Below are 12794 nucleotides of genomic sequence, written 5' to 3'. Positions count from 1 at the left end.
GGCTTGTAATCAGGTACGAGGTTATACGCCCTGGCTGACAGAGCTCATATTGAAGTCCGGCACCCTCAGCGCAGGCATCGCAGCTCTGGTGAACCAGTCGCTCCACTCCCTGGGCAGCGTCTTTTCCGTGCGCCCGGCCTCGGTCGCCCGGCCCAGCAGGTCCACCGGGGACTCGTTGAACCGGAAGTTGTTGACCTCGCCGACGACCTCGCCGTTCTCGACGAGATAGACGCCGTCCCGGGTCAGGCCGGTCAGCAGCAGCGTCGCCGGGTCGACCTCGCGGATGTACCACAGGCAGGTCAGCAGCAGCCCGCGCGTGGTGCTCGCGACCATCTCCTCCAGGGAGCGGTCCTCGCCCCCGTCCAGGATCAGGTTGTCGATCCCCGGCGCGACCGGCAGCCCGGTCAGGTCCGCGCTGTGCCGGCTGGTGAGCAGGTTGCTCAGCTCGCCCTGGCGCACCCAGTCGGTGGCCGTGAGGGGCAGCCCGTTGTCGAACACCGACTGGTCGCCGCCGGAGGAGTGCACGAGCACGAAGGGGGCGGACTCCAGGCCCGGCTCGTTAGGGTCGCTGCGCAGGGTCAGCGGCAGGTCGGTGAGCTTCTCACCCACGCGCGTGCCGCCACCCGGCTGGGAGAACACCGTGCGGCCCTCGGCCGCGTCCCGGCCCGACGCCGACCACATCTGGTAGATCAGCAGGTCCGCGACGGCGGTCGGCGGCAGCAGCGTCTCGTACCGCCCGGCCGGCAGCTCGACGCGCCGCTCCGCCCAGCCGAGGCGTACGGCGAGTTCGGCGTCCAGCGCCGCCGGGTCGACGTCCTTGAAGTCCCGGGTCGACCGGCCCGCCCACGCCGAACGCGTACGGTCCGGCGACTTGGCGTTGAGCTCCAGCGTCCCGTTCGGCTGGTCGTGGCGCAGGCGCAGCCCCGTCGACGTCCCCATGTACGTCGACACCAGCTCGTGGTTGGCGAAGCCGTACAGCTCGCGCCCGCCCGCACGCGCGCGTGCGAAAGCCTCACCGAGCGTGGGGGCGAAGTCGGCGAACACGGCGGAGGAGGTCTCGGCGGGCGCGTCCGTGAAGTCGGGCGCCGCCGGTACGTCCGTGACCAGCGGCCGCGCGTCCTCGGCGGGACCGGCACCGCGCGCGGCGGCCTCGGCGGCCCGCACCAGCGGCTCGAGCTCGTCCGCGGTCACCGCGGCCCGCGAGACCACCCCGGAGGCGGTGCCCTCCTTGCCGTCGACCGTCGCGATCACGGTGAGCGTACGCGTGCGCGTGACGCCGTTCGTGGTGAGCGCGTTGCCCGCCCAGCGCAGGTTGGCGGTCGACTGCTCGTCGGCGATGACGACACAGCCGTCGGCCCGCGACAGCTCCAGGGCCCGCTCCACGACCTCGTGCGGCTTGTTCGTAGGGGCGCTCATCGGCCGGCCTCCTGCGTCGTGTTGAGGATGTTGACGCCCTTGAAGAGGGCCGACGGGCAGCCGTGCGAGACGGCCGCTACCTGTCCCGGCTGGGCCTTGCCGCAGTTGAAGGCGCCCCCGAGGACGTATGTCTGCGGACCGCCGACGGCGGCCATGGAGCCCCAGAAGTCGGTGGTCGTCGCCTGGTAGGCCACGTCCCGCAGCTGCCCGGTGATCCGCCCGTTCTCGATCTTGAAAAAGCGCTGGCCCGTGAACTGGAAGTTGTACCTCTGCATGTCGATCGACCAGGACCGGTCCCCGACGACGTAGATCCCGCGGTCCACGCTCCCGATCAGGCCCTCGGTCGACATCCCAGCCGGATCCGGCCGCAACGACACGTTGGCCATGCGCTGCACCGGGACATGTCCGGGGGAGTCGGCGTACGCGCACCCGTTGGAACGCTCGAACCCGGTGAGTCTCGCGATGCGCCGGTCGAGCTGGTACCCGACGAGTGTGCCGTCCTTCACCAGGTCCCAGGACTGCGCCTCGACGCCCTCGTCGTCGTAGCCGACGGTCGCCAGGCCGTGCTCGGCGGTGCGGTCCCCGGTGACGTTCATCGACTCCGAGCCGTACTTGAGCTTGCCGAGCTGGTCGAAGGTGGCGAAGGAGGTGCCGGCGTAGGCGGCCTCGTAGCCGAGGGCGCGGTCCAGCTCGGTGGCGTGGCCGATGGACTCGTGGATCGTCAGCCACAGGTTCGACGGGTCCACGACCAGGTCGTACAGCCCCGGCTCGACGCTCGGTGCCCGCATCTTCTCGGCGAGCAGCTCCGGGATCCGCTCGAGCTCGTCGTCCCAGTCCCAGCCGGTGCCCGTGAGGTACTCCCAGCCGCGCCCGACCGGCGGCGCGATCGTCCGCATCGAGTCGAACTCGCCGCTCGACTCGTCGACCGACACCGCCGTCAGCGACGGATGCAGCCGTACCCGCTGCTGCGTGGTCACCGTCCCGGCCGTGTCGGCGTAGAACTTGTTCTCGTGGACGGTGAGCAGCGAGGCGTCGACGTGGTTGACGCCGGCGGCCGCCAGCAGCCGCGTGCTCCACTCCGCGAGCAGCGTCGCCTTCTCCTCGTCGGGCACGGTGAACGGGTCGATCTCGTACGACGAGACCCACGTCCGCTCCGCGTGCACCGGCTCGTCGGCCAGCTCCACCCGCTCCTCCGACCCGGCGGCCTTGATCACCTGCGCGGACAGCTTGGCCATGGCCACGGCCTGGGAGGCGACCTTCGCGGCGGCGTCCATCGTCAGGTCCACACCCGAGGCGAACCCCCACGTGCCGCCGTGCACGACCCGCACCGCGTACCCGAGGTCGGTCGTGTCCGACGATCCGGCGGGTTTGGCGTCCCTCAACCTCCAGGACGCACTGCGCACCCGCTCGAACCGGAAGTCCGCGTGCTCCGCCCCCAGCGCACGCGCGCGTGCCAGCGCGGCGTCGGCCAGGGCGCGTAGGGGTAGCGCGAGAAAGGTTGGATCGATGCCGTGGGCCACAGGAGGCTCTCCCCTATCGATGTGTTCTCTGCGTGTACTTGCCGTGTACTCGCCGTGCACTTGCGTGTTCTCTGCGAGGCGGACAGGCCGCAGTCAAGCACGTCACACCCGATCGCGCTGTGTCCAACGGGTTTCGGCGGAGCCGGTCGAGGACGCCCCCGCCGCTGGGCGAAACTGTAGGAATCCGACAGCGACTCCCGTGCCCCACTGTCGGTGCCCGAATGTCCCCGAGCCGGAGCGGACCGATAGGTTTCGAAGGAAGCCGCCTGTCATCCAGCGTTCGGGCGGTTGTGTCAGACCCCTATGGAAAGGGTGATCCGTTGAGCCGCTCGGTTCTCGTCACCGGAGGAAACCGGGGCATCGGCCTCGCCATCGCCCGCGCGTTCGCCGACGCCGGCGACAAGGTCGCGATCACATACCGCTCGGGGGAGCCGCCGGCCGGCTTCCTGGCCGTCAAGTGCGACATCACCGACGCCGAGCAGGTGGAGCAGGCCTACAAGGAGATCGAGGACGCGCACGGCCCCGTCGAGGTCCTGGTCGCCAACGCCGGCATCACCAAGGACCAGCTCCTGATGCGCATGTCCGAGGAGGACTTCACCTCGGTCATCGACACCAACCTCACCGGCACCTTCCGGGTCGTCAAGCGCGCCAACCGCGGCATGCTGCGCGCCAAGAAGGGCCGCGTCGTACTGATCTCCTCGGTCGTCGGCCTGTACGGCGGTCCCGGCCAGGCCAACTACGCCGCCTCCAAGGCCGCCCTCGTCGGCTTCGCCCGCTCGCTCGCCCGTGAGCTGGGCTCCCGCAACATCACCTTCAACGTCGTCGCGCCCGGCTTCGTCGACACCGACATGACCAAGGTGCTCACCGACGAGCAGCGCGCGAACATCGTGTCGCAGGTCCCGCTCGGCCGCTACGCGCAGCCGGAGGAGGTGGCCGCGGCCGTGCGGTTCCTCGCTTCGGACGACGCCTCGTACATCACTGGAGCCGTCATCCCCGTAGACGGCGGACTGGGAATGGGTCACTGATCACCATGAGCGGAATTCTCGAGGGCAAGCGCGTCCTGATCACCGGTGTGCTGACGGAGGCCTCCATCGCCTTCCACACCGCGAAGCTGGCCCAGGAGCAGGGCGCCGAGGTCATCCTCACCGCGTTCCCGCGGCCCACGCTGACCGAGCGCATCGCCAAGAAGCTCCCGAAGCCCACCAAGGTCATCGAGCTCGACGTCACCAATGACGAGCACCTCGGCCGCCTGGCCGACATCGTCGGCGAGGAGCTCGGCGGCCTGGACGGCGTCGTGCACTCCATCGGCTTCGCGCCGCAGGACGCGCTCGGCGGCAACTTCCTCAACACGCCGTTCGAGTCGGTGGCCACGGCCATGCACGTCTCGGCGTTCTCCCTGAAGTCGCTGACCATGGCCTGCCTGCCGCTGATGCAGAACGGCGGCTCGGTCGTCGGCCTCACCTTCGACGCCCAGTTCGCCTGGCCGCAGTACGACTGGATGGGCCCGGCCAAGGCCGCCCTGGAGGCCACCAACCGCTACATGGCGCGTGACCTGGGCAAGCAGAACATCCGCTGCAACCTCATCTCGGCGGGCCCGCTCGGCTCCATGGCCGCCAAGTCCATCCCGGGCTTCGGCGAACTGGCCTCCGTGTGGGACAGCCGCTCCCCGCTGGAGTGGGACCTGAAGGACCCCGAGCCGGCCGGTCGCGGCGTCGTCGCCCTGCTGAGCGACTGGTTCCCGAAGACCACGGGCGAGATCATCCACGTGGACGGCGGTCTGCACGCCATCGGTGCCTGATCTCCGGTACGTCGTCGGCGCCCCGTTCCCCGCATCCGCGCGGGGAGCGGGGCGTCACCCGTTCGGCGTACTCGGCCGGGCGGGGGAGGGCCCCGGCAAGGCACGCTGAAGTGCACGTTCCCCGCGCTTCCCTCCCCAGCACGGCCGAGGAGGTCCCCTTGTGCGCCTGTCTCGCAGCCTGGCCCCAGTGACTGTCGCCGTCTGTCTCGTCCTCGCCCTGCCGTACGACGCCCGGCCCCACGCGCGCGTGGAGGCACCGGACACCACCGTCACGTCGGAGCCGTTCGGCGCGGAGTGCCGCATCAGCGTCCGCGGCTCCCGCGTGGTCGCCTACTGCCACAACCCCTACGCCGACACCGACCGCGTCCGCCTGCACATCGAGTGCGCCCGCTGGTGGGACCTCGACACCGACGGCGCCCCTGCCGACGTGGGGCCCGCCGTGACCGTACGGCTGACCGGCCGGTGCTGGAAGGAGGTCGGCGCGGCCTGGGTCAGCCACTGGAGGACGTGAACCGTCCGGGCCGGCACTGGAACGGATAGCTCGCGGCCTCCTCGGCGGCCGCCTCCGCGTCGCCGGCGCGGATCGCGTCCAGCAGCCGCGTGTGGTCCATGTACGTCTCCGGCGTCAGCTCCTCGCCGACGTCCTCGCGCAGCCAGTCCCGCAGTACCTCGCCCAGGTCCGCGTACATCGCCGTCATGACGTCGTTGTGGGACGCGGCCACCACCGCCAGGTGGAAGGTCGCGTCCGCCGCGACGAACGCCTCCGTGTCGCCCGACTCCCAGGCCTCCTCGCGGCGCACCAGCAGCGCGTCCAGCTGCTTGAGGTCCTTCTCCGTGCGCCGCTCTGCCGCCAGCTTCGCCGCGCCCGACTCCAGGGTGGAGCGCAGTTCGGCGATGTGCCGCGGGTCGGCGTCGGCGAAGCGGCGGTGCATCACACCCGCCAGCTCGCTGGTCGCCACCACATAGGTGCCCGAGCCCTGCCGGATGTCCAGCAGTCCGTTGTGCGCGAGCGCGCGGACGGCCTCGCGGACCGTGTTGCGGGCGACGCCCAGCTGCTCGACCAGCTCGGGCTCCGTCGGGATGCGCGAGCCCACCGGCCACTCGCCCGAGGTGATCTGGGTGCGCAGTGCGGCGATGACCTGCTCGGAGAGCGCCGAGCGACGGGGATGGCTCAGGGGCATGGCACACCTTCGCACGGGCGGGACGGGGTAGGAGAACCCGAGGGTGGACAACCAATCATCCTATGATTCTATGATGGCGCCCATGGCGAGCGAGGAAACCCGGACGACGACCTCCCCGACCCTGCGTACCCCGGTGGCGGACGAGCCCTCGCGAGCGGCCACGCGCGCGTGGACGAAACGGCTGCTCGTGGTCGGCATCGTGCTGTCCGCGCTCAACCTCCGCCCCGCCATCACCAGCCTCGGCGCCCTCCTCGAAGAGGTGCGCGACGGCCTCGGCATGAGCGGCAGCGTGGCCGGCCTCCTCACCTCCGTGCCCCCGCTCTGCTTCGCCGTCTTCGGCGTCATGGCCCCCCGCCTCGCCCGCCGCTTCGGACCGGGCGCGGTGGTGTGCGCGGGCATGGCCGCCATCACCGCGGGCCTGCTCATACGGCCGTACACGGGCAGTACGGCCGGCTTCCTGGCCGCCAGTGCCCTCGCGCTCATGGGCATCGCCGTCAGCAACGTCCTGATGCCGGTCATCGTCAAGCGCTGGTTCCCCGACCGGGTCGGGTCCATGACCGGCCTGTACTCGATGGCCCTCGCCCTCGGCACCTCGACCGCCGCCGCGGTCACCGTGCCCGTGACCGAGGCGCTGGGCGGCAGCCGGCAGTCCGGGCTCGCGGTCTGGGCCGGCCTGGCGGCAGCGGCCGTACTGCCGTGGCTGCCGCTGGTACGGGACCGAGCGGCGGCACCCGCTCCCCAGGACACCCCGCGCGCGGGGACGCCGGCCCGGATGCGGATGACCCGGAGCCGTACCGCCTGGGCGCTCGCCGTCTTCTTCGGGCTCCAGGCCACCGCCGCCTACATCACGATGGGCTGGATGGCGCAGATCTTCCGGGACGCGGGCGTGCCCGCGAGCACGGCGGGCCTGCTCCTCGCCCTCACGATGGTGATGGGCGTACCCCTGGCCTTCGTCATCCCGCGCGTGGCGACCCGGCTGCCGCACCAGGGCCCGATCGCGCTCGCCCTCGGCGTCTGCGGCCTCGCCGGATACGCCGGCCTCTATGCCGCGCCCGCCGGCGGCGCCTGGGCCTGGGCGCTGCTGATCGGCGTCTCCAACTGCGCCTTCCCCCTGGCCCTCACCATGGTCGGGATGCGGGCCAGGACCGGCGCGGGCGTGGCACAGCTGTCGGCCTTCGCGCAGAGCACCGGCTACCTCATCTCGATCCCGGGCCCGCTCCTCGTGGGCGTGCTCTACCAGCACAGCGGCGGCTGGGGTCTGCCCCTCGCGCTGATGGCGGCGCTGATGGTCCCGCAGATGGTCGTGGGCGTCCTGGCCGGCCGCGACCGCACGGTGGAGGACGAGGCCGCCCGCTGACTCCGGGTGGCCCGCCGGCCCAGGGGGCCCACCGACCCCGGGCGAACCGCCCCGCACCCCGGGTGCGAGACTGGGCGCATGCCCGTGCTCGACCCGAACCCCCAGAACGGCCAGAAGAAGATGCTGATGGTCTTCGGCTCGTTCTTCCTCATCTTCGTGATCATCGCCGTCATCGCGACGATCGCCTCGCCCTGACGCCCTCGCCCCGCACCGCCCCGCCGCGTCCCGAACCGGCCCGGCCCCTTTCGCTCATGCCTTCGCGTCGGCGATGGTGGGGTTAACCCCCCTGTCCCCTAGGGGGTCAGGGTCAGGGTCAAGTGGGTGGACCACCGGATGGGTTGAGGGCCGTCGGATCCGTACCTTCGAGTTGTGGCCGCGCGACGCGGACCACGGACCACTCGAAGAGCAGCGGAGGCACCCATGTCGGCCCCTACGCACACCCGGCTCCACCCGGTCGCCCCGGGCCGCGTCGGCACCCGGCTGCCCTGGTGGGCCCTCGCCCTCCCGACCCTCGCCTTCGTCGCGCTGCTCACGCTGATACTGAACCCGGCCGACGCCCACGCGGCCGGCGGTGACCCCGCGATCACACACCTCGTCGAGCGCGTGCGGGACCTCCTGGCGCGCTAGCCATGTCGATCACGCCCCGGGCACACCCTTCACACCCCGGCCGGACCGTGAAGGCGCATGTCAACTCCCTGCGCCGCATGGCCTGTTTCATGCGAAGCTGGGAGCCATGAGCGTCGCAGAACCCCGCAGGATCGTCCTCTTCCGGCATGCGAAAGCCGACTGGCCCCAGGTGACCGACCACGAGCGACCACTCGCTGAGCGGGGCCGCCAGGACGCCGCCGTCGCCGGACGCAAGCTGACCGACACCGGCATCCCCATCGACCTGGCCCTGTGCTCCACCGCCACCCGTACCCGGGAGACGTGGAAGCTCGCCGTCCAGGAGTTTCCGCAGCGGCCGAAAACCGTCTACGAGGAGCGGATCTACGAGGCCTCCCCGGGCGAGCTGATCGCCCTGCTCAACGAAACCTCCGACGACGTGCGCAACCTCCTCCTCGTCGGCCACAACCCGGGCATCCAGGGCCTCGCCGACATCCTCTCCGGCACGGCCGAGGGCGACGCCCGCGAGCGGATGGACCGCCGCGGCTTCCCGGCCGCCGCCTTCGCCGTCGTCTCCTTCGACGGCTCCTGGAAGTCCCTGGAGCCGGGCGTGGCCACGCTGCTCGACTACTGGACACCGTCCGAGTAACCCTCCGGCCGGCGTACGGCTCCGGAACACGAGGGCCCGGCACCTTGGTGGTGCCGGGCCCTGTCGTCGACGCCGGGCGGCTCTACTCGTCGTGCGTGTCCGCCGCCTCGACCTCTTCACGCGTGATGCCCAGCAGATACAGGACCGTGTCCAGGAACGGCACGTTCACGGCGGTGTGCGCCGCCTCGCGCACAACCGGCTTGGCGTTGAAGGCGACCCCGAGACCCGCCGCGTTGAGCATGTCCAGGTCGTTGGCACCGTCACCGATCGCCACCGTCTGCGAGAGCGGTACGCCCGCCTCCGCGGCGAACCGGCGCAGCAGCCGCGCCTTGCCCGCGCGGTCCACGATCTCCCCGGTGACCCGGCCCGTCAGCTTCCCGTCGACGATCTCCAGCGTGTTGGCCTGGGCGAAGTCCAGCCCCAGCCGATCCTTCAGATCGTCGGTGACCTGGGTGAAGCCGCCGGAGACGACTCCCACCTGGTAGCCGAGGCGCTTCAGGGTCCGGATGAGGGTGCGCGCACCCGGCGTCAGCCGCACCTCCGTGCGCACCTTGTCCACGACCGAGGCGTCCAGCCCCTCCAGCAGCGCCACGCGCGCGTGCAGCGACTGCTCGAAGTCCAGCTCACCTCGCATCGCCGCCGTCGTCACCTCGGCGACCTTGTCCTCGCAGCCGGCGTGCGCGGCGAAGAGCTCGATCACCTCGTCCTGGATGAGCGTGGAGTCGACGTCCATGACGACGAGCCGCTGGGCACGCCGGTGCAGACCCGCCGCCACGACCGCCACGTCCACACCGAGCGCGGCCGCGTCCGTGACCAGGGCGGTGCGCAGCGGCTCCGTCTCCACACCGGAGACCGCGAACTCCACGGCGGTGACGGGGTACTTGGCCAGCCGGAAGATACGGTCGATGTTGCCGCCCACCTTGGTGATCTTGGCGGCGACGGCGGCCGTGGCCTCCGCGGTCAGCGGGTGACCGAGCACGGTGACCAGGGAGCGGCCGAGGCCACGCGGACGGTTGTCACCGATGCCGGAGATGATCTCCGCCTGCATCTTCATCGACTCCGCCCAGCTGTGCACGGTCGACCGCAGGTCTCCCTCCATCCCACGCGGCGGCTCGGTCACGAGGGCGCACAGCACCATGCGGCCACGGGTGACGACCTGCTCGATGTCGACCACGTCGACGGAGTAGGCGGCGAGGGTGTCGAAGAGGCCGGCCGTGATGCCCGGCCTGTCCTTGCCGAAGATCTTGACAAGGAGAGTGGGGACATCGGTCGGCGAGGTCTGCTCAGCGCTCATGGTGTACCCACCGTATCCGGCACCCAGTGCCGCCCGCCGCCGAGGTCCGCCTAGCGGACACGGAACAGTGGGTGTCGCACAGGTGGCGGGCACCTTAAGGGGACGCCACGGCGGCCGGGACGCGCGGCGGGGGAGGGGGCGGCTACGGCCTTGGAGGCGGGGGCTCGGCTACGGCCTTGGCGGCCGAGGAGCGCTTGGCCGTATGGCATGGGCGGCTGGGGTGCGCCTTCGGGGTATGGCTTTGGCGGCCGGGGCCGTGTCTCGCAGCAGGGCACCGCGGGTGGCGTGCGCCTCGGGCCACGGCGGCTGGGGTGCGCCTCGGGCCACGGCGGCTGGGGTGCGCCTCGGGCCACGGCGGCTGGGGTGCGCCTCGGGCCACGGCGGCTGGGGTGCGCCTCGGACTACCACCACGGCGTCTCGGGTGCGGCCTCGGCGGCCGGGGCGCGCCTTGCAGCAGGGCCACGGGACCTGACGTGTGCCTTGAGGAGGGTGGCCTCGGCGGCTGAAGCGCCTCGGTGTGGGCCACGGCGGTCGACGTACGGGTAGGGGTTCGGCGCCCGGCGGTCGACGCGCGCCGGCTCGGCCGCCGGCGGCTGTCGCGTGCCTCGGAGGTGCGGCCGACGGCTCAGCGTGGCCCCTTCGGCTTCCTCGGCGGGGGTGCGGCCGGAGGCGGGGGAGGAGGCGGCGGTGGCCCGTCGTCCGCGCGCGGCGTCGGCTGCTCCCCGGAACGCGGGGGCTCGGACGGACGCCCCGGCGACCGGGGAGGCGGCCCCATGGGACGAACCATGGTGGGCGCGTCGTACAGGTCGTCCCGCGACGGCGGCACCTCCGGGGGCTGCCCGGCACCAGGGGGCGAGGGCGCGGGCGGCCGAGGGCCGGCCGGAGGCGGGGTGGCTCGCCATGGGCCGGAAGGTGAGCCGGCCGGGGGTGGCGTGGGCAAACCCTCGCCGGGTCGGGAGCCGGCCGCGGGCGCGGCGGGTCCGCTCCCGCCCGGCCGGGACCCGGCACGCGGCCCGGCCCGTCCGGCCCTGTCACCGCCGGTCGCCGCTTCCCCTCGTCCGCCTCCCGGAGGCCAGGCCTCGCGCCCCCGGCCTGCGTCCTCCGGCCGCGCATCCTCCGGTTCCCTCAGCTCCTCCGGCACCCGCAGATACGGATTGGTCGACGGGTTGGGCGGCCGGTACGGCGTGCGCGGGGCGTACGGCCCGGCCGGGTCGTCCCCGTGCGACGGATGCTCGGACTCCCCGACGGAAGGCCCCTTTGCCGTGCGCCCGTCACCTCCGTACGGAGGATGCGGGGCGCCCGCACCCGATGGCCCCTCCGCCGCGCTCCTCTCACCTCCGTACGGCGGATGTCCGACCCCTCCGTCCCCCGCCCCGGTGCGCCCGTCCTCCCTGTACGGCGGATGCCCAGCCCTCGTACCCGAACCGCCCTCCACCCCATGCCGATCGCTCCCGTACCACCCGCCTCCGGCCGCACCCCCCGATGCCACCCCACTCCCACCCGGTCCCGGCACCCCCGCCCCGTCACCCCGTGCCAACGGCGCCGCCCGCCCGCCCGCGGCTCCAGTCGCGCACGCGAGCAGCGCGCCGGCGGCGCCCGCACCCGCGCCCCACAGGGCGCCGAGGAGCAGTGCCATACCGAGGTGGCCGTGCAGTTCGATGCCGGCGTCGAAGGCGTCGAAGCCGAGTACGGACAGGGAGGCGTCCACGGAGACGTCCGTCAGCCAGGCGAGCAGCGGCAGCGTCAGCGCGGTCACGATCCCCAGCCGGAGCGCACACCGCCCGACGAAACCGGGGACGCCCGAACCTCGTACACCCCCGGAACCCGCGCCGCCTCCGACGCCCGTCCCGTCCACAGGCGTCCGCACTCCCACCAACACCCCCGCGAGCAGCATCATCGTGGCCGCCGCGACCCCCAACAGCCACACCCGCCCGTCGAGTTCGGCCAGCCGCCCCAGCGTCACCGACTGCTCGCTCTCGACGCCCAGCAAGTCGTCCAGCGGATCCGGCAGAAGACTCGTCAGCGCGCCCGTCGCCCTGCCGTCCCACGGCACGAACAGGCCCACGTCCACGCCGAGCCAGACCCCGTTCGGCGCGCCGAGCAGCGCGGCACCCGCGATCCGCTTCGGATGGTCGTCGCCGATCGCCGCGTACGCCGCCGCGGCGAACCCGGCCGTGACGGCCACCAACAGCACGGTGACGACGGCGGACACGGCGGGCCGTACCACCCGGTGCACGGCCTCCCACCCGCGTGGAAGCGGCGTACGGCGCGAGGCCAGCAGGGCGATCAGCAGCACCCCCGCCGACCACACCGACCCACCGAGCAGCGTCGGGGCCGTGTCCACGGTGAAGCCGACGGCCGCCTGCGCGTCCACCAGGTCCCCGATGCGGTCCGGCAACAGCCCGCCGATGTCCCCGAGGTCACCCAGCCCGGGAATCTCGACACCGCCCCCGCCGCCCCCGTCCCCACCGGGCAGATCGTCCAGCCCCAGTGACCCTCCGTCGATCGTGATGACGTCGTGCCCGGCCCAGGCCAGCCCGCCCAGCGTCGCCACGAACAGCACGACCACCGCTCCCGCACGCGCGAGGAGTTCGGCGGGCGCGATCACAACTCCCGCCGTGCGCAGAGACCGCAGGAAGAACCACGACAGCAGCAGCGCCCCGACGAGCCCCACACCCAGTGGCGTGATCTCGATGGCCGTGTCCGCCTGCGCGCCCGTGAGACCAAAGGCGGACACGTCGCCCGAGGGCGTCACCGAACCACCCGCCCCGAGCGCCACGACCGCCGCGGTCATCGGCCCCAACGAGCCCGCTCCGTCGGCCTCCAGCAGATGCAGGCCCAGCGCCGCGGTCCCCGCCATCCCGATCAACGCCCAGCTCACCGCGGCGATCGCGGACAACAGCACGTCCACCCACGGCACACCGCCGCCGCGCTCCGCGCTTCCGACGCCCTCGACACCCGTGCCGGCACTCATGC

12 protein-coding genes are annotated in these 12794 nt (G+C 72.4%); 7 read left to right on the top strand and 5 right to left on the bottom strand.

The window, feature by feature from the left end:
• Nucleotides 1–21 precede the first annotated feature (21 nt).
• Complete coding sequence (locus IE263_RS44705; protein ID WP_189943885.1) at nt 22–1416, bottom strand: metallopeptidase TldD-related protein; 1395 nt, start codon at nt 1414–1416, stop codon at nt 22–24.
• Nucleotides 1413–2936 carry a TldD/PmbA family protein gene (locus IE263_RS44700; RefSeq protein ID WP_189943884.1) on the bottom strand — a complete coding sequence of 508 codons (1524 nt, stop codon included), beginning with the start codon at nt 2934–2936 and terminating at the stop codon, nt 1413–1415. The genes IE263_RS44705 and IE263_RS44700 overlap by 4 nt, the downstream gene beginning before the upstream one ends.
• 320 nt (nt 2937–3256) lie before the next feature.
• Here IE263_RS44700 and fabG point away from each other — a divergent pair, with 320 nt between their 5' ends.
• The 3 genes from fabG to IE263_RS44685 all read left to right on the top strand — a co-directional run bounded on the left by fabG (nt 3257) and on the right by IE263_RS44685 (nt 5245).
• A complete protein-coding gene (gene fabG, locus IE263_RS44695; protein ID WP_189943883.1) occupies nt 3257–3961 on the top strand; it encodes a 3-oxoacyl-[acyl-carrier-protein] reductase in 705 nt (234 codons plus the stop codon).
• Nucleotides 3962–3966: 5 nt separating this feature from the next.
• Nucleotides 3967–4734 (top strand): enoyl-ACP reductase FabI, encoded by a 768-nt coding sequence (fabI, locus tag IE263_RS44690; protein ID WP_189943882.1) that lies wholly within the window; start codon nt 3967–3969, stop codon nt 4732–4734.
• Nucleotides 4735–4894: 160 nt separating this feature from the next.
• On the top strand, nt 4895–5245 hold the full coding sequence (locus IE263_RS44685) for a hypothetical protein (protein WP_189943881.1): 351 nt from the start codon (nt 4895–4897) through the stop codon (nt 5243–5245).
• On the opposite strand, the gene IE263_RS44680 is transcribed toward IE263_RS44685, so the two are convergent.
• Nucleotides 5226–5915: a FadR/GntR family transcriptional regulator gene (locus IE263_RS44680; protein WP_189943880.1), complete on the bottom strand. Its 690-nt coding sequence runs from the start codon at nt 5913–5915 to the stop codon at nt 5226–5228. The genes IE263_RS44685 and IE263_RS44680 overlap by 20 nt on opposite strands.
• Before the next feature lie 70 nt (nt 5916–5985).
• On the opposite strand from IE263_RS44680, the gene IE263_RS44675 reads away from it, so the two are divergent.
• The 4 genes from IE263_RS44675 (at nt 5986) to IE263_RS44665 (ending at nt 8524) form a co-directional block, all read left to right on the top strand.
• Complete coding sequence (locus IE263_RS44675) at nt 5986–7272, top strand: CynX/NimT family MFS transporter (protein ID WP_189943879.1); 1287 nt, start codon at nt 5986–5988, stop codon at nt 7270–7272.
• A 78-nt stretch (nt 7273–7350) separates the two neighbouring features.
• Nucleotides 7351–7467, top strand: coding sequence for an SGM_5486 family transporter-associated protein (locus IE263_RS49670; RefSeq protein ID WP_268256143.1), 117 nt, complete (start codon nt 7351–7353; stop codon nt 7465–7467).
• 225 nt (nt 7468–7692) lie between these two features.
• A complete protein-coding gene (locus IE263_RS44670; RefSeq protein WP_189943878.1) occupies nt 7693–7899 on the top strand; it encodes a hypothetical protein in 207 nt (68 codons plus the stop codon).
• A 106-nt stretch (nt 7900–8005) separates the two neighbouring features.
• Entirely contained in the window at nt 8006–8524 is a 519-nt protein-coding gene (locus tag IE263_RS44665) for a SixA phosphatase family protein (protein ID WP_189943877.1), read from the top strand.
• Between the two features lie 82 nt (nt 8525–8606).
• Here the strand turns inward: IE263_RS44665 and serB are convergent, their stop codons facing one another.
• Together serB and IE263_RS44655 are read right to left on the bottom strand one after the other, a co-directional pair.
• Nucleotides 8607–9818, bottom strand: coding sequence for a phosphoserine phosphatase SerB (serB, locus tag IE263_RS44660; protein ID WP_189943876.1), 1212 nt, complete (start codon nt 9816–9818; stop codon nt 8607–8609).
• Between the two features lie 625 nt (nt 9819–10443).
• Nucleotides 10444–12792, bottom strand: a complete 2349-nt coding sequence (locus tag IE263_RS44655; RefSeq protein WP_189943875.1) for a streptophobe family protein — start codon at nt 12790–12792, stop codon at nt 10444–10446.
• Nucleotides 12793–12794: the final 2 nt, after the last annotated feature.

The organism is Streptomyces aurantiogriseus, assembly GCF_014649375.1.
Classification (GTDB): Bacteria; Actinomycetota; Actinomycetes; order Streptomycetales; family Streptomycetaceae; genus Streptomyces; species Streptomyces aurantiogriseus.
The sequence above is the reverse complement of the archived record's forward strand: the minus strand, read 5'-3'. Positions and strand labels throughout refer to the sequence as shown.